We start from the raw sequence: 26,413 nt of genomic DNA on the forward strand, positions 1-26,413 counted from the left end.
GACGGCCACAACGGAAGCCCAGACCCTTCGAGGCTCGCGCGCAAAAGCGCGCTCGCTCCTCAGGGTGACGGGAGAGGTCGAAGGAAGAAGACCATGACCGACACTCAAAAACCGGCGGGTTACGGACACGACGGCAACGGCGCAGCGGGCGGCAAGACTGTCGGCGAGGGCAAGCCGCATGTCGCGCACACGGCGCCGGCGCAGACCTCGGTGGGCGAGGGCGGCGCGCCGACCGGCAACACCTTCTTCATCGACGATCGCGAGGTCGACATCCGCGAGGGTGAGTCGATCTTCCGCGCCGCGCGCCGGCTCGACATCAAGCTGCCGCACCTGTGCTACTCGCCGCAGCCCGGCTACCGCGCCGACGGCAACTGCCGCGTCTGCATGGTCGAGGTCGAAGGCGAGCGGACGCTCGCGGCGAGCTGCATCCGCATGCCGGCTCCCGGCATGAAGGTGAAGACGCAGACCGATCGCGCCAAGACCGCGCGCAAGATGGTCGCGGAGCTTCTCGTCACCGACCAGCCGGCGCAGGACGTCGCGCACGATCCGATGTCGGAATTCTGGAAGACGGTAAAGCGGCAGGGCGTCGCGCAGAGCCGTTTCCCCAAGCGCGACCGCATCATCGTGCCGGAGCCGGACCGCAGCCACCCGGCGATGGCGGTCAATCTCGACGCCTGCATCCAGTGCAATCTCTGTGTCCGCGCCTGCCGCGAAGTGCAGGTCAACGACGTCATCGGCATGGCGGGCCGCGGCCACACCGAGAAGATCGTGTTCGACTTCGACGATCCGATGGGCGCCTCGACCTGCGTCGCTTGCGGCGAGTGCGTGCAGGCCTGCCCGACCGGCGCCTTGATGCCGGCGACCATGGTCGACGAAAAGAACGTCTATAAGGGCGCGCCGGACCGCACCGTCGACAGCGTTTGCCCTTATTGCGGCGTCGGCTGCCAACTCACGTATCAGATCAAGGACGACAAGATCGTGGCCGTCTCGGGCCGCAACGGCCCCGCCAATCAGAACCGGCTGTGCGTCAAGGGCCGTTTCGGCTTCGATTACGTGCACAACAAGCAGCGCCTGTTGAAGCCGCTCATCCGCAAGGAGGGCGTGCCCAAGGTGCCGCACGAGATCATCGGTCCGTCGAATCCGTATACCCATTTCCGCGAGGCGACCTGGGAAGAAGCGCTGGACGCGGCTGCCAACGGCCTCAAGACGATCCGCGACCGCGACGGCTCGCAAGCGCTCGCCGGCTTCGGTTCGGCCAAGGGCTCGAACGAGGAGGCCTACCTGTTCCAGAAGCTGGTGCGCACCGGCTTCGGCACCAACAACGTCGATCATTGCACGCGGCTCTGTCATGCTTCGTCGGTGGCCGCGCTGCTGGAGGGCGTCGGTTCGGCGGCGGTCACCGCGACCTTCAACGAGGTGAAGAACTCCGAACTCATCATCGTCATCGGCGCCAACCCGACCGAGAATCACCCGGTTGCCGCGACGTACTTCAAGCAGGCGGCCAAGCGCGGCGCCAAGCTCGTCATCATGGATCCGCGCGGCACCGCGATGAAGCGGCACGCCTGGAAGATGATGCAGTTCAAGAACGGCACCGACGTGGCGATGCTCAACGCCATGCTCAACGTCATCGTCACCGAGAAGCTGTACGACCAGCAATACATCCAGACCTATGTCGAGGGCTTCGAGGCCTGGAAGGAGAACATCAAGGACTTCACGCCGGAGGAGATGGCTCCGATCTGCGGCATCGAGGCGGAGACCTTGCGCGAGGTCGCGCGCGCCTACGCCCGCGCCGAGAGTTCGATTATCTTCTGGGGCATGGGCGTGTCGCAGCACACGCACGGCACGGACAATGCGCGCTGCCTGATCGCGCTGGCGCTGATCACCGGCCAGATCGGCCGGCCCGGCACGGGCCTGCATCCGCTGCGCGGGCAGAACAACGTGCAGGGGGCGTCCGACGCTGGCCTCATCCCAATGTTCTTCCCCGACTACAAGTCGGTCGAGGCTTCCGACATCCGCGCCCAGTACGAGCAGGCCTGGGGCGTGAAGCTCAATCCCAAGCGCGGCAAGACCGTCGTCGAGATCATGGATGCGATCCATGCCGACGAGATCAAGGGCATGTACATCGAGGGTGAGAACCCGGCGATGTCCGATCCGGATCTCAACCACGCGCGCGAAGCTTTGGCGCATCTCGAGCATCTCGTGGTGCAGGACTTGTTCCTCACCGAGACCGCGGTCTATGCCGACGTGGTGCTGCCGGCGTCCGGCTGGCCGGAGAAGGACGGCACCGTCACCAATACGAACCGTCAGGTGCAGATCGGCCGCCAGGCGATCCCGCTTCCGGGCGATGCGCGTCACGACCTCTGGATCATCCAGGAAATCGCCAACCGCCTCGGCTGCGGCTGGACTTACAAGCACGTGAGCGAGGTGTTCACCGAGATGGCATCGCTCATGCCGTCGCTCAAGAACATCACGTGGGACCGTGTCGCGCGCGAGGACGCCGTGACTTATCCGGTCGACGGGCCGGACGTGCCCGGCCGCGACGTCGTGTTCGACGATGGCTTCCCGCGTCCGGGCGGCTTCGCCAAGCTCGTGTCGACCAAGCTGCAGCCGCCGGACGAAGTGCCGGATCACGAATATCCGTTCATCCTGTCGACCGGCCGGCAGCTCGAACACTGGCACACCGGCTCGATGACGCGCCGCGCCCAGGTCCTCGACGCGATCGAGCCCTCGGCGATCGCTCAGGTGTCGCGTGGCACGCTCGCTAAGCTCGGCATTCAGGCGGGCGACATGATCCGGGTGACGACTCGACGCGGTTCGGTCGAGCTGCATTCGCGTCAGGACGACGCGGTGCCGGATGGTGTGGTGTTCATCCCCTTCGCTTACGTCGAAGCGGCGGCGAACTTGCTCACCAATCCGAAGCTCGATCCGTTCGGCAAGATCCCGGAGTTCAAGTACTGCGCGGCGAAGGTCGAAGCCGTGCCGCGCACGCTGGAAGCGGCGGAGTAATCACGCTCCCCTGTAGGGTGGGCAAAGGCGCACGTGCGCCGTGCCCACGCGTGGCAGCGCCGGCAACCTCAGCCGTCTCCCGGTGTGCTGCCGTTCGCTTGCCCGCGATGACGGCGCGTCCTTGTCATCGATGCGCAGGGTGCCCGTGGGCGGGTCAAGCCGTGCCGACCGCCAAGCCGCCGACACCATCCGCGCGTCCGGTGATTGACGCAGACGTCTCCCGGCCTTCACTTTGCTCGGGCAAGCGATTCGCTTTCGACGTCAGGATGCCCGATGCCTGCCCACCGCCGCGCCGGCCAGCTGCGTAAGATCGTCCGCGCCGAGCGCTTCCTCGGCATCAGCCTGGCGACCACGTTGGCGTTCGCGCTGGCCGGCGAGAAGATGTTCGCCGCGATGGCCAATCCTCTTTGGTTCGCGGTCATCTTCGTCTGGCTGTTCGCCGTCGTGCTCTGTTCGGCGCTGGCGGTGGTGCGACACGCCGACCGCGTCGCTGAATTCCTCGGCGAGCCTTACGGCACCTTGGTTCTCACGCTGTCGGTGACGGCGATCGAGGTGATGAGCATCACTGCGGTCATGCTGCACGGGGAGAACAATCCGACGCTCGTGCGCGACACCTTGTTCGCCATCATCATGATCATCCTCGGCGGCATGATCGGCGTATCGCTGCTCGCCGGCGGCTGGCGGCACCGCGAGCAGCACTACAATCTGCAAGGCGCGAATGCCTATCTCGGCGTGATCATTCCGATGGCGGCGTTTCCGCTGAGCCTGCCGAATTTCACCGTCACGACGCCGGGGCCGACCTTGTCCGGTCCGCAGGAGATGTTCGTCATGCTGACGTCCGTCGGCCTGTATGTCGCCTTCCTTTCCATCCAGACGGGCCGCCATCGCAGCTATTTCGCTCCCGAAGATGCCGCGACGGCCCATACGAAGCCGCCGCTCGGCATGGGCCGGCTCGGCTGGCATATCGTCCTGCTGCTGGCTTACATCGTCCCCGTCGTTTTTCTGGCGGAGCAATTCGCGCATCCGATCGATTACCTGATCGAGACCCTGCACGTGCCGACCGCGATCGGCGGCGTCATCATCGCCATGCTGGTCGCGACGCCGGAAGCTATTGGCGCCACGCGGGCGGCGTGGTCGAACCGGCTGCAGCGTTCGATCAACATCTCGCTCGGCTCGGTGCTGTCGACGATCGGGCTCACGGTGCCGGCGATGCTGGCAATTAGCTATTTCACCAGCCACGAGGTCTATCTCGGGCTGTCGAGCGCCGATAACCTCCTGCTGGCGGTCACGCTCGTCGTCAGCATCGTCACCTTCGCCAGCGGCCATACCAACATCCTGCAAGGCGTGGTGCACGTCGTGCTGTTCGCGGCTTTCGTGATGCTGATTTTTCAAGGCTGAGGCTGCGCCGGTCGGCCCGTGTGGCCTCAATGCAGCGTCGGGCGCTCGTCGCCGACGACTTTCATGGTGATGCTGCCGATGAACTGGTCGCGCATGGCTTCCGCCTTGCGCAGTTCTTCTTCCGTCTGCTCCCAGGTCGTCTTGTTCGAGCCGAGCAGCACGAAGCCGCCGAGCACGGCCGCCAGGGCGGCGAAGAACGGGGTCGGCGAGAACGGCAACAGCGACGTCAGTGTAAGAATCAGCCACAGCCCGCTGATGTAGAGCGCGATGCGGCCGACCAGCGAGATCTTGCGGCAGCGCTCGCGCGTTGCGCGCAGTTCCTCGATGCGGGTCTCGAGCTGGGCGATATCGTCGTGGAGATCGTCCATGCCGCGCGCCCGTTTGCCGGTCCTGTCGTCAGCCGCTCGTCTTGTCGCGGAAGTAAGGCTCGACTGGACCCGTGAGCTTGATCGTGAGCGGGTTGCCGTGGCGGTCCTTGGCGTTGCCGGCGGCGACGCGGATCCAGCCTTCGCTCACGCAATACTCTTCCACGTTGGTCTTCTCGGCGCCCTTGAAACGGATGCCGACGTCGCGTGCCAGCACCTCGGCATTGAAATAGGGGCTGCGCGGATCGGTCGAAAGGCGGTCGGGCGGCGTGTCGGTGGTGTCGGGCTGTTCGGTCATGGCGGGCTTTTCTCACGCTCCGCGGGCCGGGCGCAAGGTGTCGCGTCAGGCTTTTCGCGGCGGCTTTTTCGTGGCGAGCGCCGCGTGCAGCATCTGCCGCACCAGATCGGTCACGCCGGAGGCTAGCAGCGTCGGCGGCCGCCGCGTCGGCGTCACCAGCGCGACCATGCTGCCGAGGCGCGGGCTGACGATCGGCCGCGCCACCACGCCGGCGCCGGACATGCCCGTCCGCACGACGTTATAGGGGACCACGGCATGGCCGTAGCCCTCCGCCACGAGTTGCATGATCACGGGGATGGCATCGATCTCCAGAGACACCTTCAACTTGACGCCGCGCCTTGCCGCCTCCGCGTCGACCAAAGAGCGAAGGGGATGCGGCGCGCCGGGAAAGATCAGGTCGAAGCGCGCGAGATCGCTGAAGGCGACGGGGCGCGTCCGGTTCGAACGCGCCGCGGTGAGCAGGCACAGCGACTCGCTCAGCAGAGGCTCGACCTCGATCAGCATCGACGGCACGGGATTATGAATGACGGCGACGTCGACGCGGCCGGCCAACATCCGCTCCTGCAGCGTCACGCTGAGCGCCTCCATGACCGATAGCTCGGCGCGCGGATAGCGTTCGCGGAAGGCGCGCACGAGAGGCACGGTCATGACGTGGCCGACCGATGGCGGCAGACCGACGACAACCTTGCCGACAAGATCGGCCTCGCTGCCGGTTACCGCATGCCGCGCGCCGTCGAGCTGATGCAGAATGCCTTTGGCATAAGCGAGGAAGCGTGTGCCGTCGTCGGTCAGCAGCACGCCGCGGCCGTTGCGGTGAAAGAGATGGCGGTCGAGCTCGCGTTCGAGCGCGCGCACCTGCCGGCTGATCGCGGGCTGCGTCGTGCCCATGATCGCGGAGGCGCGGCTGAAGCTGCCGCTTTCGGCGACGTGGACGAAATATTCAATCTGGCGAAGGTTCATCGCTGCCTGGGTGACGAAGTGGGATATGCCGCCTCGGCATATTTGTTAGTCGGGTTTGTTTAATTGTAATCGCAAACCGCCGTTCGTAAAGTTTCCGAACAAGCCCTTCCTCGCGTGCCGGACCGAAGGAAGGGCCAACAAGCAAATCGGGGATTCAAATAATGTCTGGCAAGTTCTGGAGCAGGCTAATAGTCGCGCTTGCAACGAGTGTGTTGGCAACGACCGCCGCCGTTGCGTCCGACTATCCCGAGCGTCCGATAACGATGGTCGTCACGTTCTCCGCGGGCGGCTCGTCCGACGTTCTCGCGCGGGCGGTAGCCAATGCCTTATCGCAAGGTCTCGGCAAGAGCGTCGTGGTCGAGAACCGCCCTGGTGCCGGCGGACATATCGGCGCCGAGATCGTCTCGCGCGCGCGGCCCGACGGCTACACCATTCTGTTCGGGACGAACGGTACCCTCGGCATCGGCCCCGCCATCTACAAGAACCTGCGCTACAATCCCGCGAAGGATCTCGTGCCGGTTGGCATTTTGCACAAGCTGCCGTTGATGCTGATCGTGCAGAACAACATCCCGGCCAATAACCTTCAAGAATTCATCGCCTATGCGAAGGCACATCCGGGAAAGCTGACCTTCGCGTCGGCGGGCGTCGGCACGGCCTCGCACCTCAGCGGCGAACTGCTGAAGGAAGCGGCCGGGATCGAGATCCTGCACGTGCCGTACAAAGGCGGCGGCGGTGCGGCTCCCGATCTCCTGGCGGGCAATGTGTCGATGATGATCGAGACTATTCCGACCGCTCTGCCGTTCGTCGCCAACAAGCAGCTGCGCGCTCTTGGCGTGACCACGCGCGAGCGTTCGCCGACAGCGCCCGAGGTTCCGACCTTTGCCGAACAGGGTCTGAAGGACTTCGACGTTACGGCGTGGACGGGACTGTTCGTGCCGGCCGGCACTCCGCCGGAGATCATCGCGCGGCTGAACGCCGAGACGCTGAAGATCGCGCAATCGCCGGACTATGTCGCTCAGATCAAGAAGATGGGAACGGACGTTGCGACGTCGTCGCCGGAAGAGTTCCGCAAATTCGTCGACACCGACGTGGCGCGGTGGACCGAGGTCGTCAAACGCTCGGGCGCGCAGATCGATTGACGCATTCACAACGGCACTGAAAGAGGGGAGCCCCAATGGCCTACGAGACCATAACCGTTACACCGGTATCGCCGCATATTGGCGCCGAGATCGGCAATATCGACCTGACCAAGGCGCTGCCGAACAAGCAGGTGGAAGAGCTGCATCAGGCTTTCATCGAATATCAGGTGATCTTCTTCCGCGATCAGAAGATCACGTTCGACGACCAGATTCGCCTCGCGCGCCACTTCGGCCCGCTCGGCACCCATGTCGGCGGGACGACCATCAGCAAGACCACCGACAATCCGCTGGTGCGCAAGTTTCACTACGACGAGACCTCCAAGCAGATCTCGGGCGAGAACTTCCACAGCGACCAGTCCTGCGCCGAAATCCCGCCGCTGGGCAGCATGCTCTACAACCACATCGTCCCGCCGAACGGCGGCGGCGACACCATGTTCGCCAGCATGTATGCCGCCTATGATGCGCTGTCGCCGCGCATGAAGACCTTCCTCGAAGGCCTGACGGCGACGCACGACGGCAAGCGCGTGTTCGGTCCCAACACGCCGAGCAACGTGCATCCGGTGATCATCCGTCATCCTGTCAGTAAGAAAAAGGTGATCTTCGTCAACACGGACTTCACCGCAAAGATCAATGAGCTGCCGCGCCTGGAGGGCGAGCGCGTGCTGCAGTTCCTGATCGACCACTGCAACAAGCCGGAGTGGACCTGCCGCTTTCGCTGGACGCCGCACTCCATCGCGTTCTGGGACAACCGTTGCACCCATCACAAGGCGATCTGGGACTATTGGCCGAACGTGCGATCCGGCTTCCGCGTGCAGATCGAGGGCACGGAGCGCCCGGTCGCGGCCTGATCGACGGACATACGAATACGAAAGAGGCCGGCCATCCTGGATGGCCGGCCTCTTTCCTTAAGCCGCAGTTCAGCGCTTGGGCTGCTGGTCGTTGCTGCCGCGCATATTCGCCCAGGGATCGACTTTCGCCGGGGTGACGTCGCTGTTCGAGCGCTTGAGCGCGTTCTTGTATTGCTTGTCGAGATCGGCCTGATCACGCTTCTTTTGCATCTCCTCGGGCGAGGGCGGCTCGGCGGCGCCGCGGCCTTGGGCGTGCACCGGCGCGGCCAGCACCGCCAGGACGAAGAGACCGATGGTCAGTTTTTTCATGAGGCATTCCCCGAGACGAGCCTGTTCCGGCTGCTAAAATAGCACCTCCAGCCGGTCCGCTCAACGCGACGAAGTCATTGCGCAGGCGGCTCTTTTGGCCTGCGCGCGGCTGCGCTATAGAGCCCTGTCGTCCGGTCCGCCGGACCCGCGGAGGTATCCCTGCATGTCGCTCGCCCACGAAACCTTGGCCGGCCCGGCCGTCCTGCCGCTCCGCCACGATTGGACGCGCGAGGAGATCCGGGCGCTGTTCGCATTGCCCTTCGCCGATTTGGTTTTCCAGGCCGCGCAGGTGCATCGGCAGCATTTCGATCCGGCCGAGGTGCAGGTTTCCACGCTGTTGTCGATCAAGACGGGCGGCTGCCCGGAGGATTGCGGCTATTGCTCGCAATCGGCGAAGTTCGACACGGGGCTGAAGGCCGGCAAACTGATGGAAGTCGAGGCGGTGCTCGCCGAGGCCCGCGCGGCCAAGGCAGGCGGCGCGTCCCGCTTCTGCATGGGGGCGGCTTGGCGCTCGCCCAAGGATCGCGATCTCGACAAGGTCTGCGCCATGGTCGAGGGCGTGAAGGCACTCGGCATGGAGACCTGCGTCACGCTCGGCATGCTCGACGCGGCCCAGGCGCGCAAGCTCAAGGACTCCGGCCTCGACTACTACAACCACAACCTCGACACGTCGCCCGAGTACTACAGCCAGATCATCACCACGCGGACCTATCAGGACCGGCTCGACACGCTCGAGTACGTGCGCGACGCCGGCATCAATGTCTGCTGCGGCGGCATCGTCGGCATGGGCGAGCAGGTGGAAGACCGTGTCGGCATGATCGCGTCGCTGGCCAATCTGCCGGTGCATCCGGAGAGCGTGCCGATCAACATGCTGATGCAGGTCGAGGGCACGCCGCTTGGCGAGTCGGCGAAGATCGATGCGTTGGATTTCGTGCGGACGATCGCGGTCGCGCGCATCACCATGCCGGCGTCGTTCGTGCGGCTGTCGGCCGGCCGCGAGCATATGAGCGACGAGACGCAAGCCTTGTGCTTCATGGCCGGCGCGAATTCGATCTTCTGCGGCCCGAAGCTGCTGACGACCCCCAATCCCGCGCGCGATCGCGACTTCGCGCTCCTCGATAAGCTCGGCATGCGGGTGATGGAGTAGGCCGTCATCCCGGGCGACTGAGCGCGGGCGCAGGAGATCCCGGGATCCAGTACGCCGTGTCCTATCGATGGACTGCGGCGTATGGTTCCCCGCCTTCGCGGGGACGACGGAAGGATGCAAGACGGCGAATATGCCCAATCGGGCGTGTCACGCCAGGCTGCGCACCACGGCAAAACCCGCGAACAGGCCGGCGATCGAAATCGTGACCGAGAGCAGCACATAGAGCGCGGCAAGGCCGACATCGCCGCGCTCGTAGAGCAACGCCGTATCGAGCGAGAAGGTCGAGAACGTCGTGTAGCCGCCGAGGATGCCGGTGGTGAAGAACAGCCGCCAGTGCTGCGAAGTATCGCCCTTGAAGGCGAAATAAGCCGCGGCCAGTCCCATGATCAGCGAGCCGGTGATGTTGATCAGGAGCGTCGCGTAGGGAAAGCCCGTGCCGAGCACGCGGGCGATGCCGAGATTGATGCCGTGGCGCACGGTCGCGCCGAGGCCGCCGCCGAGGAAAACGATGAGGTAGCCCATGGGTCCGTCCTTCAAAGATTCCAGGGCAAAGCAAAACCGCCCATAGGGCGATCAAGACCCACCGCTGGCGCGCACGATCGGCCGGCTTCCTCGCCGGCTCGCATCAGGCGCAAGGTTTACGCGGTAGGAGTCATCAGCCCCTTGCGGGCGGTTATCGGGGGAACCCCATCCCCATCACCGGCAAACTATGAGCGGTACCGACGGGCGTCAATCCGCCGTTGCGGCGCCTATTGTATAATCACAACGGATTTTCGGCGCGTCGCTAGGCAGATCGGCGACTAAATGAGCAGCGAGCGGGGTTTTCGCGCCCGGCTTCGCACGACGGGGCCGGCGTGGGTCTTTCCGGTCAAGCTTTTGCGACTCCTGTCGAATCGAAGCACAGCGCGACGGTTTGCCGCGCTGGCACGCGGATTGCTGATCCCTGTCTATCGCCAACCTCGGCGCGACGGGGCTTCGCATGATGATCACCATCACCGCCGAACCGCAGTCAGTTCAGATTGACCTCGCGCGAACAGCGCTTCTCATCATCGACATGCAGCGCGACTTCCTGGAGCCCGGCGGCTTCGGCGAGACGCTCGGCAACGACGTCAGTCTGCTCGAGGCCGCCGTCGACCCGTGCAAAGCGGTGCTCGCCGCTGCGCGCGATACCGGCATGCTCGTCATTCATACGCGCGAGGGGCACCGCCCCGATCTCTCCGACGCACCTCCGGCCAAGATCGAGCGCGGCGCGCCATCGAAGCGCATCGGTGATTTGGGCCCGATGGGCCGCATCCTCATTCGCGGCGAACCGGGTCACGACATCATCGACGCGCTTTATCCGATCGAGGGCGAACCGGTCATCGACAAGCCGGGCAAGGGCGCCTTCTACCAGACCGATCTGCAACTCGTGCTGCAGAACAACGGCATCGAGAACCTGCTCGTCTGCGGCGTCACCACCGAAGTGTGCGTCAACACCACCGTGCGCGAGGCCAATGACCGTGGCTATCGCTGCGTCGTCTTGGGCGACTGCTGCGCTTCTTACTTTCCGGAATTCCATGCGATGGGCTTGAAGATGATCAAGGCCCAGGGCGGCATTTTCGGCTGGGTGTCGGACTCGCGCGCAATGGTCGCTGCGGTCGGCACGGCGGCCAAGCCTTCGCTGAAATATGCACAGGGGAGTGGGTCATGAGCACTGCGACGACGACGGCTTTCAAGCCGAAGCTATGGACGCCAGGCGATTGGAATGCCTTCTTCGGTTTCGGCACGAACATCCTCGTCAACATGCTGGTGCTCACCGGTTTGTTGCGCTTCGTCATCAAGATGCCGGACTCGATCGTGTTCGGCCGCATCCTCCCGGCGCTCGGGCTCATGATGTGCCTGTCCACGCTGTATTACGCATGGCTCGCGTATCGCTTGGCGGTGAAGACCGGTCGCAGCGATGTTTGCGCCTTGCCGTCGGGCGTCAGCGTGCCGCACATGTTCGTGGTCACTTTCGTGATCATGCTGCCGATCACGCTGAAGACCAACGATCCCATCAAAGGCTGGGAAGCCGGCCTCGTCTGGGTGTTCTTCCAGAGCTTCATCCTGATGATCGGCGGCTTCGTCGCGCCTTACGTGCGCAAGATCACGCCGCGCGCGGCCCTGCTCGGCACGCTGGCCGGCGTGTCGATCACCTTCATCTCGATGCGTCCGGCGCTCGAGATGTTCATGACGCCGCAGATCGGCCTGGTCTGTTTCGCCATAATCCTGGTGAGCTGGTTCGGTGGCGTGAAGTATCCGATGGGTATCCCGGCTGGACTCGTCGCCATCGCGGTCGGCATGCTCATCGCCTGGGGTTCGAACCTGTTCGGTTTGAATATCGGCGGCATGAGCGGCGCCAAGGTCTCCGAAGCTTTGTCGTCCTTCGGCTTCTCGGTGCCGCTGCCGGCCGTCGGTCACGTGTTCTCGGGCTTTGAATATCTTGGCGTGATCCTGGTGACCGCGATCCCGTTCGGCATCTACGATCTCGTCGAGGCGATGGACAACGTCGAGAGCGCCGAAGCGGCCGGCGATCATTTTCCGACGACGCGCGTGCTTACCGCCGACGGCATCGTCAGCCTGATCGGCTGCCTGATGGGCAACCCCTTCATCAACGCGGTGTATATCGGCCATCCGGGGTGGAAGGCGATGGGCGGCCGCATTGGCTATTCGGCCGCGACCGGCCTGATGGTGATCGTGCTGTCCTGGTTCGGCGTGATTTCGCTGATGCTCGCGGTCATTCCGGTGGTCGCGATCTCACCGATCCTTCTCTACATCGGCATGCTGATCGGCGCGCAGGCGTTCCAGACGACGCCCGCCAAACATGCGCCGGCGATCGTGCTGGCGCTCACGCCGCATCTCGCCGGCTGGGCGACGACGCTGCTCAACGGCGCGCTCGGCGCCGCCGGCCTCGGCTTCGCCGCGGTCCACGCGCCGGAGTTCGTCGGCAAGATGGCGGCGCAGGGCGTGCTCTATCACGGCCTCGAGATCATGGGTGGCGGCGCGATTCTCGCCGGCCTCGTGCTTGGCGCCATCGGCGTCTGCGTCATCGAACGCGAGTTTACGAAGGCGGCGGCGTTCTCGCTCGCCGGAGCAGTGCTGACTTATTTCGGCTTCATGCACGGTGAAGCGGTCGGCGTTGGCGGCGGCTTTGGCGTCACGCCGGGCGTGGCTTTCGCCTACCTTGTCGTGGCGGCATTCCTGTTCGCGTTGTCGAAGCAGCCGGCCGTGGTCGAAGCGCCGATGAAGGTGGCCGTACCTGCCGAATGACGCAACCGCTTAGGAAAGCGAAACAGCCCCGCTTGGCGGGGCTGTTTTCTTATTGGCCGTGCGCCTCCAGCACCTGAAGGCAGGCTTTGCGCAGTTTGGTGCGGTGCTGTTGCAGACACGCCAGTACGCGCAGGCTGTCCGGCATTTCGTCGAGGCAGTACTTCGTCGAATCGGGACGGCAGGCGGCTTGTTCTTCCGGCGTGCCGCTAAACAGGCTGCCGGACCTTCCCGGCTGGAGACGTTCGTCCGTCTGGGCTAGCGCCGCGCCGTTCACCAGGATGGTCAACAACGCAACGGCGGCGGCGGTTCGCTTCATTTCAAGTTCCTTCCGGCAAACAAAGGCTGGAGACGAAATTGTCTCCAGCCTGTGTTAGTTTTGTGGCTGATGGCGAGGTTTTCAACGCTCGGCGCGATGGACGCTCGCGCGCGTGCGCTCGTAGTGAGAGTGGCGGTGATAATAACGGTGCCGGTGGAAGCCCATCCCGCGCGAAATGTGCGGGCCGGCGGTATAACCGATAACGCCACCGGCCACGGCGCCGACCGGTCCACCGACCAGTAATCCGGCGCCGGCGCCCATGAGCCCATCGCCCATCCGTTCCCCGGCGCTCGCTGCCGCGGGCGCGAGAACAATGGCCGCAGCCACGGCCGTTGCCGCCATGAATGTCTTCATCGCATGCCTCCTTGCGATCGGAATGATCACAGGAACAATGGGGGCGGCGGGTGAAAGTTCCGGTCCTGACGCGAGCGTGAAAAGCCGTGTAGCGCGCTAGTGCATCACCGCGCCGGTGCGCGGCACGATCGCGCCCCGATGGCGCAGCACATGAGCCGCGAGCCGGTGCGCCGCCTGCGCCGCGTCGGCTGGCTTGCTGCCGGAGATTCGCGCGGCGAGATAGCCCGCGTTGAAGCCATCGCCAACGGCCGTGCTATCGACCGGCGTCACGACCTCGGGAACGGGGATTTCCTCGCGCGTGGCGCCGGCCGCGAGCGAGGCGCTGTTCGGTCCGTTCTTGACGACGATCTCGCCGACGCCGAAGGCCTGCAGGCGCGCAATCGTGGCGTCGGGGGAGGGATCGCCCCAAAGGACGGCCTCATCGTCATAAGCCGGCAACGCGATGTCGGTGCGCTTGAGCGCTTCGGCGAAAACCGTGCGCGTGCGCGGCAGATCGGCCTTCCAGTCGCGCGGGCGGAAATTGCCGTCGAAGGCGATCGTCGCGCCGGCTTTGCGCGCGAGTTCGATCGCCGCGAGGAAACGGCCGAGCCCGACATTCGAGTAGAGCGACAGCGTCATGCCGGAAAAATAGATCAGACGCGCGGTGGCGAGCGCTTCCGCGATGCCGCCCCAGCCCGGCAACTCGAACAGATCGCGCGCCGGGGTTGCCTCGCGCCACTGATGCAGACGCCGTCCCTGTGCGGCATCGCTGTCGATGAGGGTGAGCGCGGGCAGGCGGCCGGGAATGCGCATCATGAGATCGGTCGCGACGCCCTCGGCTTTCGCCAATGCGGCGATGGCGTCGGAATAGGGATCATCGCCGAGCGCGGTGGCGAAGGCGGTGTTCAGACCCGCGCGCGCCAGATAGATCGCGGTGTTGAAGGTGTCGCCGCCGCTTTGCAGGGCGAAACGGCCGTCGGCGCCGCGCGCAAGCTCGATGGTGGCCTCGCCGATGGCGATGGTGCGTTTGGGGGCTGCGGTCATGCACGGCGTCTTATCACGGACAGGTCGTCAGCGTCACCGGATCGGCGTCTTTCGGCACATAAGCGCCCATCGGCTTACACTGTCCGGCGATGCAAACCTGCCAGTCATCGGTGGCGCCGGAACGGCGCAGCAGCACGTTCGGCATCGGCGGAACATGCGGCGCGTAGTGCCACCATCGCCCATCGAATTTGGCGTCCGCCGGCGGCTCCATGCCGGCGCCAGTGCCCTGGATGCGGTCCTCGACAAGGGCGAGACCGGCCGGCGTCGCGCGCCAATCTTCTTCCCAGCGGGTCTTCTCGATGGAATGCGTCCAGGCCAAGGTGAGCGCGACGGTGCCGAGGCGGATCGTCGCGCCTGCCGCAAGGAGGCAGAGCTCGAGCACCTACTCGGCCGCCTTCACGGCGCCGCGTGCGCCGTGCGCCTTCCAGAACTGATACGCGAAGAAGGCGCCGCAGGCCGCAAAGCCGACGGGGTCGGTCCACGGATATTCCAGCACCAGCAAGGCCGCGGACACGAAGGCGATGATGCGCTCCGGCCAACCCACCGGGGCGAGGAAATAGCCGATGGCGGTCACGCCCCACAGCGTGACGGCGATGACCGCTTTGACGATCACATAAGCGGCGGCTGCGACGAAGCCCCATTCGTCGACGCGTGCGCCCACCGGCTGCAACATGAGCGCCGGTGAATAGATCGCCATGAACGGCACGATCCAGCCCGGCAGCGCGATCTTCACCGCCGTCCATCCGATCTTGAAGCCGCTTTCCTTGGCGATCGATGCCGCGGCGAAGGCTGCGAGGGCAACTGGCGGCGTCAAGTCCGCCATGATGCCGAAGTAGAACACGAACATGTGCGACACGATCAGCGGGACGCCGAGATGCAGCAATGCCGGTGCCGCGATGGAAGAAGTGATGATGTAGTTCGGGATGGTCGGGATGCCCATGCCGAGGATGAGCGAGGTAAGCGCGGTCAGGCACAGCGACAGGAAGATGGAGCTTTCGCCGACCGACACGATCACGCGCACGAAATTGGTCGCCGCGCCGGTAAGCGTCAGCGTGCCAATGATCGTGCCGACGAGAGCGCAGGCAACGCCGACCGGCAACGCATGGCGGGCGCCGTCGGCAAGACTGTTGAGCGCGATGGTGAGTGTGTCGCGGCCGCCTTTGACCCAAATGGTGACGAGCATCAGCGCCGCGACCATGCCAATCAGCAGCCAGATTCCATACTCGAAGAACAGCGCCGCGCTGAGGCCGAGCAGGATCCAGAAGACGATGCGCAGGACCGGTTGGGGCAGTGCCGCAACGATCGGATAGCTGAAGATCACCATGACCGTGAGGCCGAGGCCCACCGTGCCGGCGAACAACGGCGTATAGCCGGCGAACAACAGCACCACCAAGGCCGCCAGCGGCATCAGGAGGAACCAGTTGCTCTTCAGCGCTTTGAGCGCGCTCGGGCACTGATCTTTTGGCAAGCCGACGAGGCCGCGTTTGCCGGCCTCCAGATGCACGGCCCAGAAGGCCGAATAGTAATAAAGCACGGCCGGCACGACAGCGGCGATGCAGACCGCCGAGTAGGGCACGTTGATCGTCTCGGCCATGATGAAAGCGACGGCGCCCATGACCGGCGGCATGATCTGGCCGCCCATCGAGGAGGTCGCTTCGACCGCGCCGGCAAAATAGGACGGGTAGCCGAAGCGCTTCATCAGCGGAATCGTGAACTGGCCAACGGTCACGACGTTGGCGATGCCGGAGCCGTTGATGGTGCCCATCAGGCCCGAGGAGATTACCGCGACCTTGGCCGGGCCGCCCCGCGCATGGCCGACGGTGCCCATGGCGAGATCGGTGAACAGGCTGATCATGCCCGCCTTCTCGAGGAAGGCGCCGAACAGGATGAAGAGGAAGATGTAGGTCGAGGACACGTAAATCGGCGTGCCGTAGATGCCCTCGGTACCGAGGAACATCTGATCGACGACCTGGGAGAAGTCGTAGCCGCGGGTGTTGAGCGGGCTCGGCAGGTATTGGCCGAACAGACCGTAGGCGAGAAAGACCGCGCAGATGATCGGCAGCAGCGGACCCATCATGCGGCGGCCCGCTTCGAAAACCAGGATCACGACGATGACGCCGACGATGATATCCTGCATGTCGGGATCGCCGGCGCGAACGATAAGGTCGGCGTAGAAAACCCAATGATAGAGGCCCAACACGAAGCCGATGATGCCGAGCGCCCAGAGGGCGATCTTTACCGGCTGCCGGCCCGTCAAAGTCGAGGCGACGCCGAACACCATCAGCATCAGGAAGCCGACGTGCACCGAGCGCACGATCTGACTCGCGAGCGGGCTGAACATGGCGGTGACGATCTGGAAGGCGGAGAAGGCGACAGCGATCCAGAATAACGCGCGACCTTCGAAGGTGCCGCTCCATCCCTTTTCGAGCTGGGCCTCGGTCTTGGTCTGGCCCGGCAGCGGCTTCGGCGATAAAGCGGCGACGTCTTCGGCAGTCATAACGTGTTTCCTATCCCGATCTTATATGACGAATGCCCGGCGCTGACGTGCCGGGCATCTTATCAGAACTGCGGCGTTCGGATTGCGCGTCTGGGGTATCAGCCCCCGACGCCCTTTTCCTTGTAGAACTTCGCAGCGCCCGGATGCAGGGGTACGGGCGGATTCTTGCCGGCCGTATCCAAGCTGATGGCCTTGGCCGCAGAATGCGCCGCTTGCAGCGCGGGCAGATTGTCGAACAGCGACTTGGTCATCTGATAGACTTCGTCGTCCGGCAGTCCGGCGCGGGTGACGAGATAGTTCTGCACGGCGGCGGCCTGCACGTCCTTGTCCTGGCCGTTATAGGTATTGGCCGGAATGACGACAGACTGATAGGGCGAGCCGATCTTCTCGACGATGGCCTTCGGCACTTCGACGATGACGCAGTCGACGGAGGCGCAAAGATCGCGGATCGCGGAGACACCGAGGCCGGCCGAGATCAGCGTGGCGTCGAGCTGACGGTTCTTCATCAGTTCCACCGACTCGTTGAACGGCAGATACTCGACCTTGCCGAGATCCTTGTAGGACATGCCGGCGCCGGAGAGGATCGCGCGCGCGTTGAGTTCGGTGCCCGAGCGCGGCGCGCCGACCGACAGGCGCTTGCCCTTGAGGTCGGCGAGAGTCTTCACGCCGGAATCCTTGAGCGCAGCGATCTGGATGTAGTTCGGGTAGATGGCGGCGACGGTGCGGAGCTTGTCGAGCTTGCTCTTGAAACCGACTTCGGTGTTGCCGTTCCATGCGTCGGCGAGCGAGTCGCCGAGCGTGAAGGCGATTTCGCCGCGGCCCTGCTGCAGCAGGTTGAGATTCTCGACCGAAGCCTTGGTGGCCTGCACCGACGGTTTCGAATCCTTGATTTTTTCGGCGTAGATTTTCGACATCGCGACGCCGAGCGGATAATAGACGCCGCCAGTGCCGCCGGTGAGGATGTTAATGAACTGCTCGGCGTGAGCGCCGAGCGGCGCCAGAGCGACGGCCGAGGCAAAAAGACCGAGACGCGCAAACTTGGAATAGCGGGACATGTGTGCCCATCCTCCACAATTTCTAAGTGAAACCGGCTCGGAGCGGCCGGTATTGCGCGGCACTTTACCCGCCCGCTGTCGCTCTGGCGAATATGCTTTTGGCGGATGTGCGCGAGCGCGCTAGTGCAGTGCAGCATGGCCGGCGCGCGCCGGCCACATCAGCGCCGCGAAGTAACCGATCGCACTGAGCGCGGCGATGCAGAAGCTCACCGGCCAGTCGGTGTAGAAAGCGACGGTGAGGCCGAGCCAGGCTTCCGCCAGCGCCAGCACGGCCGAGAGGATGAGGCCGCTCCACAGTCCGGTGGTGACGCGCTGCGCTGCGGCCGGCGGGCCGACCATCAGAGTGAACACCAGGAGGACGCCGACGATCTGCGCACAGGCTGCGACCGCGAGGGCGACGATGGCGAGGAAGGCCGTCGAGATGAAGCGCAGCGGCACGCCCTTGGCTTCGGCAAGCTCCGGCTGAAGGCTGGAAAAGATCAAAGGCCGCATGATCGCGGCGAGGCCGAGCAGCGTCAGCAAACTGAGCGCGGTGAGGGCGATGATGGTCGCGCGATCGACGGCAAGCACATTGCCGAACAGGAGCGCGGTCGCCTGCGTTGCGAACGACGTATAATAGTGCAGGAACAACAGGCCGAAGCCGAGCGCAAGCGCCAGCACCACGCCGATGGCGACGTCGCGATTGCTCAGACGCTCGCTCAGCCAGCCCATCACCACACCCGCGGCGACGGTGAAGCCGACGAGGCCCCAAAGCGGGGTGAGGCCGATCAGACCGGCGCCGGTCGCGCCGGCAAAGCCGATGTGCGACAGCGCGTGGCCGGCAAACGTCTGCCCGCGCATCACCAGGAAGAAGCCGGTGAGACCCGACACCACCGCGACGATGCCTGCGGCGGTGAAGGCGTTGGTCATGAATTCATATTGAAACATGCAATGCCTCCGTCACCCTCTCCTGGGAGGGGCGATCGGCCGGAGGCCGATCGGGGCGAGGTGAGAAGGCGCGAACAAGATCACTTCCCCCCGACGCGCTAACGCGCGTCGACCTTCTTCCTCCAGGGGGAGGTGAGGAGAGTGTGTGGCTGGGCCTAATGATGATGCTCATGCTCGTGCCCATGACCGTGGTCATGATCGTGCATATGCGCCTCGCGTTCGACGTCGCGGCCGCGTGACATGACGAAAATGTGCCCCGCGGCGCGGACCACCTCGATCTCCGTGCCGTAAAGCCGCGACAGCACCGGTGCCGTCACGACCTCGTCGACGGTGCCGAGCTCGGCCTGTTTATTGCCGAGGTAGAGCACGCGATCGAGCGTACCGAGCAATTGGTTGAGCTCATGCGCGCTGAACAGGACGGTGATGCCGCGCTCCCGGCAGACTTTGCGCACGACGTCGATGACGACTTCCTGATGGCGGGCATCGAGGCTGATCAACGGCTCGTCGAGAAGCAGCAGTTGCGGATCGCCGATCAGCGCTTGCGCCAGCAGCAAGCGCTGGCGCTCCCCGCCCGACATGTCGCTCAAAGGACGCATGGCGAGGTCGCGGGCGCCGACGGCGTCGAGCGTGGCCTCGATCGCCATCCTGTCCTTCGCCGAATGCGAGGGTAGGCCCCAGCGATGACCTTTGAGCGAGGAGGCGATGAAGTCGAAGCCGCGCACGCGCAAGTCGGGCTGTACCGTGCGCAGTTGCGGCAGGTAGCCAATGGCCGGGTTGCCGCGCTCGGGCGCGCGGCCGAACACGTGCACGGTGCCGCTCGCCGGCGGCAGCAGGCCGAGGATCGATCGCATGAGCGTGGTCTTGCCGGCACCATTGGGGCCGAGCACGCCGATGAATTCGCCGGCGCGGATCGCGAAGCTGATGTCGGAGAGGACCGTGCGCCTGCCAACGCGCAGGCTGACGTGATCGAACTCGACGGCGTTCATCACATATTCTCCGTCACGCCGGGTTTGCGCTTCGGGCCGCCCCGGAATGACAATTATTCGTCACGAGTTCGGATCGCTCAGCGCCCTGTCGAGGGTGTCGAGTTCGCTCAACATCCAATCGACGAAATTGGTGTTGGCGGGCATCGACTCGGTCACCGCGACCACCGGCACCTTCGCCTTGCGGGCGACCGCAAGCAAGCGCTCGGTCAGCTTCTCGCTCACCTGGCTGTTGTAGATCAAGGCTTTCACCTTGCGCTCTTTGAGGTCGTTCTCGAAAGCCGCGACGTCGCGCGCGCTCGGTTCGGTGTCGTTCATCATGGCGAGCTGGAAGCGCTCGTTGCGCATGGTGAGGCCGAGTGCGGAGGCCATCAGGCCGAACACCGGCTCGGTCGCCGTCACCGCCTTGCCGGCGTGTTTGCCCTTCAAATGCGCCACCCGCGCGTCGATTTGCGCGAGCTTCGACAGAGTCGCATCGAGGCGCGACGCGTAGTCTGCGGCATGCGTACCGTCGGCCTGTGTCAGCGCGGCGGCGATGGCCTTGGCCACGGCCGGCATGGTCGCCGGGTCGTACCAGAGGTGCGGGTTCGCACCCGCTTTCCGCCCTGTGAGCTGCGCGGCATTGATCACCACCCGGTCGGGGCGGGGCGCGGCCTGCAGCAGCTTCTCGGCCCAAGGATCGTAATTGGCGCCGTTGACGATGACGATGCGGGCGTCGGCGATCTGCCGCACGGTGCCGGGCGTAGTTTCGAAAAGATGTGGATCCTGGTCCGGATTGGTCAGGATGCTGGTGACGGCGACGCGGTCGCCGCCGATCTGCCGGGCGATGTCGCCATAGAAATTCTCGGCGGCGGCGATGGCGGTCTGCTGCCCGTCCGCGGCGACCGCGGTGGTGTGCGCGGCCAGAAAGATCAATGCACCAGCCGCCGCCGCAAGGCAGGTTTTGAAGGTCGTCCGCATGTCCAAGTCCAGTACCGGGCCCCGCGAATGATGTAACATTATAACATATCAAGCCGCAAGGGCGGACGCATCGTCTTCTTCGGAACCCAAGCACGACGACGTTCTACAGCAGTACCGTGCATAGTGTGGATTGTGCACGCTTTGGATGTGTTTGCTTCCTGGCACCAGCAGGGAGGGTAAGGCGGTGCTATTACGCGTCGGGGCGGTTGCGCGCGCGGACGGGCATGCCGCCACACGTCGGCGCCGCACGCTGTCGTGCCATCCTATTTTATCAATCCAGTGCGAGCAGATTTCTCTGCGATGACGTGCGCGTGGATTTGAAGTTGCGGCGAAGTGAACGATCCTCCGAGGTGTCAGGTCCAACGAATGGGGGATTCGGATGGTGCAGAAGCTGCTCGACTTCCTACAGATCGATTCGGAAGATCGCGCTTCGGCGCTGATGCTCTCGGAGCTGCTCAAGCCGCATTTCGACCAGGCGATCGAGGAATTCTACGCCACCGTTCAGGACTTCCAGATCAACCCCTTCGTCACGGCCCGCACCATTCCGGTGCTCAAGGAGAGGCAAAAGCAGCATTGGCTGTCCTTGCTGCATTCGCGCTTCGACGCGGACTTCTTCGCCAGCGTCGGCCGTATCGGGGTGCGCCACCGCGACATCCAGCTCAATCCGATGTGGTATGTCGCGGGCTACACGCGGCTGAAGCTTGCCTTCATCGAGATCATCATCAAGTCGGACCTGCACGTCGTCACCAAGGGCCAGCTGGTCAAGACGCTCGACAAATACATTGCCATCGACATGAGCCTGGCGCTGTCGGCCTATGATGCGGTGATCCTGGACTAATCGGCCCCCGGACGGGGCGATTCCGACCCTTTTGCAGGTCGGCGCCGAAATCCCTATATGGACGGGGAACGGAGCTCCCCATTCATGACGACCCCCCAGACGCCTGAAAAAATCCCCGTGACGGTGCTGACCGGCTATCTCGGCGCCGGCAAGACCACGCTGCTCAACCGCATCCTGTCGGAGCCGCATGGGAAAAAATTCGCCGTGATCGTCAACGAGTTCGGCGAGATCGGCATCGACAACGACCTCGTGGTGGATGCCGACGAGGAAGTGTTCGAAATGAACAATGGCTGCATCTGCTGCACGGTGCGCGGCGACCTCGTCCGCATCATCGACGGGCTGATGCGACGCAAGGGCAAGTTCGACGCCATCATCGTCGAGACCACCGGCCTCGCCGATCCGGCGCCGGTCGCCCAGACCTTCTTCATGGACGAGAATGTCGGCGCCCGGACCAAGCTCGATGCGGTGGTGACTGTCGCCGACGCCAAATGGCTGAAGGACCGGCTCAAGGATGCGCCGGAAGCCAAGAACCAGATCGCCTTCGCGGACGTTATCCTGGTGAACAAGACCGACTTGGTCGCCCCGGAAGAACTGCGCGAGGTCGAGGCCCGCATCCGCGCCATCAATCCTTACGCCACGCTGCACCGCACGGAGCGGTCGAAGATCGCAATCGACGAGGTGTTGGGCCGCAACGCCTTCGACCTCGACCGCATTCTCGATATCGAACCGAAATTTTTGGAGGCGGACGACCATGACCATCACCACGATCACCATCATCACGATGGGCATCATCATGGCCACGACCATCACCATCATGACCATGGTCTCAAGCACTACCACGACGAAGACATGCAAAGCCTGTCGCTCCGGAGTGACAAACCACTGAACCCGGACAAGTTCTTCCCGTGGGTTCAGCAACTCGTCGCCACCGAGGGGCAGAAGATCCTGCGCTCGAAAGGCATCCTGTCGTTCAAGGACGATAACGATCGCTTCGTGTTCCAGGGCGTGCACATGATCCTCGACGGCGATCATCAGCGTCCGTGGAAGGAAGGCGAAGAGCGCGTCAGCCGCATCGTCTTCATCGGCCGCGATCTCCCCGAGGACAAGATCCGCGAAGGCTTCGAAGCCTGCGTGGCTTAAGAGGCGCACTGCGGTGCACCCAGCACAGTGTCATGCCCGGGCTTGACCCGGGCATCCACGATGCCTACCCACACGGCTGACCGCACGAAGCCCATCTTTGCTGAACTTCATCATGGATTGTCGGGTCAAGCCCGGCAATGACGGCGCCGAGAATGTCCAACACCTCCACACTTCCCTCTCTTGCCAATCGCGTGCGGCCTGTTGCGGCCGGCGCGTCCGTTGTCGACGTGCACTTCCTTAAGCAGACGCCTGTCTTCGTTCTCGCCGAAGAGCATCTGCTGTTTGCCGGTGACGACGAGAAGCGCATCGCTGCGCACAGCGGCGGCATTCTCGTCAGCGCCGGCGATGGCGAGCGCATCGTCACCGGCGGCGACGACGGCCGGCTGGTTGCCACCAACCGAGCCGGCGAAGCCAAAGAGATCGCCGCCGACGACAAGAAGCGCTGGATCGATCAGGTCGCGCTCGGGCCCGACGGCGCGGTCGCCTGGTCGGTCGGCAAGACGGCGCATGTGCGCACCGGCAAAGGCGAACTGCGGTCGTGGGAGGCGCCGTCGACGGTCGGTGGCTTGTGCTTTGCGCCGAAAGGCTTCCGTCTCGCCGTCGCGCATTACAACGGCGTGTCGTTCTGGTTTCCCAACGCCGCCGCCGCGCCCGAGAAGTTCGAGTGGAAGGGTTCGCATCTCGGGGTCACCATCAGTCCGGATGGGCGCTTCCTCGTCACCACGATGCAGGAGTCGACGCTGCACGGTTGGCGCATTGTCGACGGCAAGCACATGCGGATGTCGGGCTATTCCGCGCGCGTGCGCTCGATGGCTTGGACCGCGGGCGGCAACTTCCTCGCGACCTCGGGCTCCGAACAGGTGATCCTGTGGCCGTTCGACGGCAAGGACGGACCGATGGGCCGCCAGCCCAAGCTGCTCGCGCAGGAGGAGGCGCGCGTCGCCGTCGTCGCGGCGCATCCGAAGCAGTCGGTGGTCGCCGCCGGCTATGCCAACGGCCTCGTCCTGCTGGTGCGTATCGACGACGGCGCGCTGATCCTCGCGCGCGAGCCAGATGGCCAGCCGGTCACCGCACTCGCGTGGGAAGCGAGCGGCCAGATGCTCGCTTACGGCACCGAGAGCGGCGACGCGGGAGTGCTTGCTCTTTAATGTTTCCACATTCTCCGCTCATTCCCGCGCAAGCGGGAATCCAGCGCTGGGTCCCTGCTTCCGCGGGGACGAACGGAGACAGATTGACCGTTCAAAAATGAAACGGGCGGCCTTTGGCCGCCCGTTTGTCATTCATACAGACAACCTCACCGCACCAGCACGTTCTTGAACTGCCACGGATCCGACGTGTCGAGGTCCTCCGGGAACAGGCCCGGACGGCCCTCGAGCGGCGTCCAGTCGGTGTAGAAGCCCTTCACCGGGCCGAGATAGGGCTTCTGGATTTCCAAAAGACGATGGAAATCCATCTCGTCAGCCTCGACGATACCCTCGTTCGGATGCTCCAACGCCCAGACCATGCCGCCGATCACCGCCGACGTCACCTGCAACGCCGTGGCGTTCTGATACGGCGCCAGCGCGCGCGTCTCCTCGATCGACAGCTGCGAGCCGAACCAGTAGGCGTTCTTGCCGTGGCCGTAGAGCAGCACGCCGAGTTCGTCGATGCCGTCGACGATCTCGTCCTCTTCGAGGATGTGATGCTTCTCCTGCATCTTGCCGGAGCCGAAGAGCTCGTGCAGCGACAGCACCGCGTCGTCGGCCGGATGATAGGCGTAGTGGCAAGTCGGCCGGTACGTCACCTTGCCTGAGGCATCGCGCGCGGTGAAGTAATCCGAGATCGAGATCGACTCGTTGTGTGTGACGAGGAAGCCGTATTGCGCGCCGCGCGTCGGGCACCAAGTGCGCACGCGCGTGTTGGCGCCGGGCTGCATCAGGTAGATCGCCGCGCCGCAGCCGGTTTCGTGCGTCTTCGCATTGTCAGGCATCCACTTCTCGTGGGTGCCCCAGCCGAGTTCGGCCGGCTGCATGCCTTCGGACAGGAAACCCTCGACGGACCAGGTGTTGACGAACACCTCGGCTTGCTTCGGCGTCTTGCAGCGCTGCGTGTCGCGCTCGGCGATATGGATGCCCTTTACGCCGGCCTGGCGCATCAGGTCCGCCCATTCGGCCTTGGTCTTCGGCTCGGGCACGTTGAGCTTGAGGTCAGCCGCGACATTGAGCAACGCCTGCTTGGCCATGAAGGAGACCATGCCGGGATTGGCTCCGCAGCAGGAGACGGCGGTGGTCGAGCCGGGCTTGCGCGCCTTCTTGGCGGCCAGCGTGGTTTCGCGCAGCGCGTAGTTCGAGCGCGCCTCGGGCCCCTTCGACTTGTCGAAGTAGAAGCCGAGCCATGGCTCGTTGACGGTGTCGATATAGAGCGCGCCCAGCTCGTTGCAGAGTTCCATGATGTCGACAGAGCCGGTGTCGACCGACAAATTGACGCAGAAGCCCTGGCCGCCGCCTTCGGTGAGCAGCGGCGCGAGGATCTCGCGATAATTGTCGCGGGTCAGGCCCTTCTGGATGAAGCGCACGCCGTGCTTCTCGCACATTGCCTTGCGGCCCTCGTCCTTGGGGTCGAGCACGACCATCCGGGACTTATCGTATTTGAAGTGGCGCTCGATCATCGGCAGCGTGCCTTTGCCGATCGAGCCAAAGCCGACCATGACGATCGGTCCGGTGATGGTGGCGTAAACGGGCCAGTCGGTCATTGCTTGTCTCTCCAATTCAATGCGGGCGTCTTATCCGCCGTGGCCGACAAACGGAAGACACTCCGCCCGGGAATCCCGGGCGGGTGCCCACCGTCATTTTCTTGTTATGGCGCTATGCCGCGTGGCGCGGCTGGCGCCGCATGGCGCGCCGGTCCTGCGCCACCAGCGCGGCGAGGTCGGGCTTCGGCTCGAGGCGGCCGGTCGGGTTGATCATGCCGCGCGCGCCATCGAGTGCGCCGGCCTGAAGCTCGACTGCAAGCAGGCGGTGACGCTCGAACGGCCCCGGCATCCAGAGGGCGCCGGTCTTCTCGGCGGTGAAGCCGAAGCGGCCGTAGTACGGCGCGTCGCCGACCAGGACGACCGCGCCGTAGCCGAGGCGCTTGGCTTCGCGCACGCCGCGGCGAACGAGGTCTGCGCCGATGCCTTCGCCGCGACGGTCCTCGGACACCGCGACCGGCCCCAGCAGCAGCGCGGGCGTGCCATTGCCGCAGCCGACGTTCCACAGCCGCGCGGTACCGACGACCTGCTTGCCGTCGGCGGCGATGAAGGCAAGGCCTTCAGCCGGCAGACGGTCTTCGCGCAGCCGCTCCGACGACTTGCGGTAACGGGTGTCGCCGAAGGCCTGGTCGAGCAACGCTTCGCGCGCGTTGAAGTCGGAAACCCGTTCGTGACGGATCTGGATCATCGCTGTCGCTCCTTCCTCCGGCCCGTATCCCGCGGTGCTCGACCGAAGGTCGAGCGTCGAGGATGAGCGGCCGGGCCGTCGCCCGTCGCGGGCCGCGCAAACGCACGGCCACCGCAGGGTGACGGGTCAAACTCTGTGAGTAGGGA

The 26,413-nt window shown here is 64.6% G+C and carries 26 protein-coding genes and 1 riboswitch; of the genes, 10 read left to right on the forward strand and 16 right to left on the reverse strand.

The features are described 5' to 3' along the window. The first annotated feature begins 93 nt into the window (after positions 1–93). Entirely contained in the window at positions 94–3,006 is a 2,913-nt protein-coding gene (gene fdhF / locus DW352_RS22630) for a formate dehydrogenase subunit alpha (protein ID WP_115693444.1), read from the forward strand. Between the two features lie 273 nt (positions 3,007–3,279). Beyond that, positions 3,280–4,404, forward strand: a complete 1,125-nt coding sequence (locus DW352_RS22635) for a calcium:cation antiporter (RefSeq protein WP_115693445.1) — start codon at positions 3,280–3,282, stop codon at positions 4,402–4,404. A 26-nt stretch (positions 4,405–4,430) separates the two neighbouring features. Here DW352_RS22635 and DW352_RS22640 read toward each other — a convergent pair whose 3' ends face one another. From DW352_RS22640 to DW352_RS22650, 3 genes are read right to left on the reverse strand one after another with little or no spacing between them, the layout of a single operon-like run. Further along, a complete protein-coding gene (locus DW352_RS22640; RefSeq protein WP_115693446.1) occupies positions 4,431–4,772 on the reverse strand; it encodes a hypothetical protein in 342 nt (113 codons plus the stop codon). Between the two features lie 28 nt (positions 4,773–4,800). Further along, positions 4,801–5,067 (reverse strand): DUF3297 family protein, encoded by a 267-nt coding sequence (locus DW352_RS22645; RefSeq protein ID WP_115693447.1) that lies wholly within the window; start codon positions 5,065–5,067, stop codon positions 4,801–4,803. Between the two features lie 45 nt (positions 5,068–5,112). Then, positions 5,113–6,027, reverse strand: coding sequence for a LysR family transcriptional regulator (locus DW352_RS22650; protein WP_115693448.1), 915 nt, complete (start codon positions 6,025–6,027; stop codon positions 5,113–5,115). A 212-nt stretch (positions 6,028–6,239) separates the two neighbouring features. Between DW352_RS22650 and DW352_RS22655 the strand changes: the two genes are divergently transcribed. Next, positions 6,240–7,166, forward strand: a complete 927-nt coding sequence (locus DW352_RS22655) for a Bug family tripartite tricarboxylate transporter substrate binding protein (RefSeq protein WP_162827137.1) — start codon at positions 6,240–6,242, stop codon at positions 7,164–7,166. 35 nt (positions 7,167–7,201) lie between these two features. Continuing rightward, positions 7,202–8,014, forward strand: a complete 813-nt coding sequence (locus DW352_RS22660; protein WP_115693450.1) for a TauD/TfdA dioxygenase family protein — start codon at positions 7,202–7,204, stop codon at positions 8,012–8,014. 69 nt (positions 8,015–8,083) lie between these two features. Here DW352_RS22660 and DW352_RS22665 read toward each other — a convergent pair whose 3' ends face one another. Beyond that, positions 8,084–8,323, reverse strand: coding sequence for a hypothetical protein (locus DW352_RS22665; RefSeq protein ID WP_115693451.1), 240 nt, complete (start codon positions 8,321–8,323; stop codon positions 8,084–8,086). A 163-nt stretch (positions 8,324–8,486) separates the two neighbouring features. Here DW352_RS22665 and bioB point away from each other — a divergent pair, with 163 nt between their 5' ends. Next, positions 8,487–9,470, forward strand: coding sequence for a biotin synthase BioB (gene bioB / locus DW352_RS22670; RefSeq protein WP_115693452.1), 984 nt, complete (start codon positions 8,487–8,489; stop codon positions 9,468–9,470). A gap of 147 nt (positions 9,471–9,617) precedes the next feature. Here the strand turns inward: bioB and crcB are convergent, their stop codons facing one another. Beyond that, positions 9,618–9,992 (reverse strand): fluoride efflux transporter CrcB, encoded by a 375-nt coding sequence (gene crcB / locus DW352_RS22675; RefSeq protein ID WP_115693453.1) that lies wholly within the window; start codon positions 9,990–9,992, stop codon positions 9,618–9,620. Positions 9,993–10,109: 117 nt separating this feature from the next. Further along, positions 10,110–10,174, reverse strand: a riboswitch (Fluoride riboswitch). A gap of 278 nt (positions 10,175–10,452) precedes the next feature. Here crcB and DW352_RS22680 point away from each other — a divergent pair. Then, positions 10,453–11,160: a cysteine hydrolase family protein gene (locus DW352_RS22680; RefSeq protein ID WP_210210028.1), complete on the forward strand. Its 708-nt coding sequence runs from the start codon at positions 10,453–10,455 to the stop codon at positions 11,158–11,160. Beyond that, the gene (locus tag DW352_RS22685; RefSeq protein ID WP_115693455.1) at positions 11,157–12,758 is read left to right on the forward strand and encodes a regulator; all 1,602 of its coding nucleotides are present in this window, start codon (positions 11,157–11,159) and stop codon (positions 12,756–12,758) included. The genes DW352_RS22680 and DW352_RS22685 overlap by 4 nt, the downstream gene beginning before the upstream one ends. A gap of 49 nt (positions 12,759–12,807) precedes the next feature. Here the strand turns inward: DW352_RS22685 and DW352_RS22690 are convergent, their stop codons facing one another. The 9 genes from DW352_RS22690 to DW352_RS22730 form a co-directional block, all read right to left on the reverse strand. After that, the gene (locus DW352_RS22690) at positions 12,808–13,074 is read right to left on the reverse strand and encodes a cysteine rich repeat-containing protein (RefSeq protein WP_115693456.1); all 267 of its coding nucleotides are present in this window, start codon (positions 13,072–13,074) and stop codon (positions 12,808–12,810) included. 81 nt (positions 13,075–13,155) lie between these two features. Continuing rightward, positions 13,156–13,428, reverse strand: coding sequence for a hypothetical protein (locus tag DW352_RS22695; protein ID WP_210209882.1), 273 nt, complete (start codon positions 13,426–13,428; stop codon positions 13,156–13,158). Between the two features lie 96 nt (positions 13,429–13,524). Continuing rightward, entirely contained in the window at positions 13,525–14,451 is a 927-nt protein-coding gene (locus tag DW352_RS22700; protein WP_115693457.1) for a sugar kinase, read from the reverse strand. A gap of 13 nt (positions 14,452–14,464) precedes the next feature. After that, the gene (locus DW352_RS22705) at positions 14,465–14,833 is read right to left on the reverse strand and encodes a DUF1850 domain-containing protein (protein ID WP_115693458.1); all 369 of its coding nucleotides are present in this window, start codon (positions 14,831–14,833) and stop codon (positions 14,465–14,467) included. Beyond that, positions 14,834–16,948 (reverse strand): TRAP transporter permease, encoded by a 2,115-nt coding sequence (locus tag DW352_RS22710; protein ID WP_115693459.1) that lies wholly within the window; start codon positions 16,946–16,948, stop codon positions 14,834–14,836. A gap of 98 nt (positions 16,949–17,046) precedes the next feature. Next, entirely contained in the window at positions 17,047–18,003 is a 957-nt protein-coding gene (locus tag DW352_RS22715; RefSeq protein ID WP_115693460.1) for a TAXI family TRAP transporter solute-binding subunit, read from the reverse strand. Between the two features lie 120 nt (positions 18,004–18,123). Further along, positions 18,124–18,930 (reverse strand): metal ABC transporter permease, encoded by an 807-nt coding sequence (locus tag DW352_RS22720; protein WP_115693461.1) that lies wholly within the window; start codon positions 18,928–18,930, stop codon positions 18,124–18,126. A 155-nt stretch (positions 18,931–19,085) separates the two neighbouring features. Then, complete coding sequence (locus DW352_RS22725) at positions 19,086–19,916, reverse strand: metal ABC transporter ATP-binding protein (RefSeq protein WP_115693462.1); 831 nt, start codon at positions 19,914–19,916, stop codon at positions 19,086–19,088. A gap of 60 nt (positions 19,917–19,976) precedes the next feature. Beyond that, positions 19,977–20,873: a metal ABC transporter solute-binding protein, Zn/Mn family gene (locus tag DW352_RS22730; RefSeq protein ID WP_115693463.1), complete on the reverse strand. Its 897-nt coding sequence runs from the start codon at positions 20,871–20,873 to the stop codon at positions 19,977–19,979. Positions 20,874–21,252: 379 nt separating this feature from the next. On the opposite strand from DW352_RS22730, the gene DW352_RS22735 reads away from it, so the two are divergent. The 3 genes from DW352_RS22735 to DW352_RS22745 all read left to right on the forward strand — a co-directional run bounded on the left by DW352_RS22735 (position 21,253) and on the right by DW352_RS22745 (position 23,999). Beyond that, the gene (locus DW352_RS22735) at positions 21,253–21,711 is read left to right on the forward strand and encodes a protoglobin family protein (protein WP_115693464.1); all 459 of its coding nucleotides are present in this window, start codon (positions 21,253–21,255) and stop codon (positions 21,709–21,711) included. Between the two features lie 84 nt (positions 21,712–21,795). Beyond that, positions 21,796–22,851, forward strand: coding sequence for a CobW family GTP-binding protein (locus DW352_RS22740; protein ID WP_115693465.1), 1,056 nt, complete (start codon positions 21,796–21,798; stop codon positions 22,849–22,851). A gap of 152 nt (positions 22,852–23,003) precedes the next feature. Further along, positions 23,004–23,999 carry a WD40 repeat domain-containing protein gene (locus tag DW352_RS22745; protein ID WP_115693466.1) on the forward strand — a complete coding sequence of 332 codons (996 nt, stop codon included), beginning with the start codon at positions 23,004–23,006 and terminating at the stop codon, positions 23,997–23,999. Positions 24,000–24,145: 146 nt separating this feature from the next. On the opposite strand, the gene DW352_RS22750 is transcribed toward DW352_RS22745, so the two are convergent. Further along, positions 24,146–25,582: a homospermidine synthase gene (locus tag DW352_RS22750; RefSeq protein ID WP_115693467.1), complete on the reverse strand. Its 1,437-nt coding sequence runs from the start codon at positions 25,580–25,582 to the stop codon at positions 24,146–24,148. A gap of 112 nt (positions 25,583–25,694) precedes the next feature. Continuing rightward, positions 25,695–26,267: a GNAT family N-acetyltransferase gene (locus tag DW352_RS22755; protein WP_115693468.1), complete on the reverse strand. Its 573-nt coding sequence runs from the start codon at positions 26,265–26,267 to the stop codon at positions 25,695–25,697. Between the last annotated feature and the right edge of the window lie 146 nt (positions 26,268–26,413).

This window comes from Pseudolabrys taiwanensis (assembly GCF_003367395.1).
In the GTDB taxonomy this organism is placed as follows: domain Bacteria; phylum Pseudomonadota; class Alphaproteobacteria; order Rhizobiales; family Xanthobacteraceae; genus Pseudolabrys; species Pseudolabrys taiwanensis.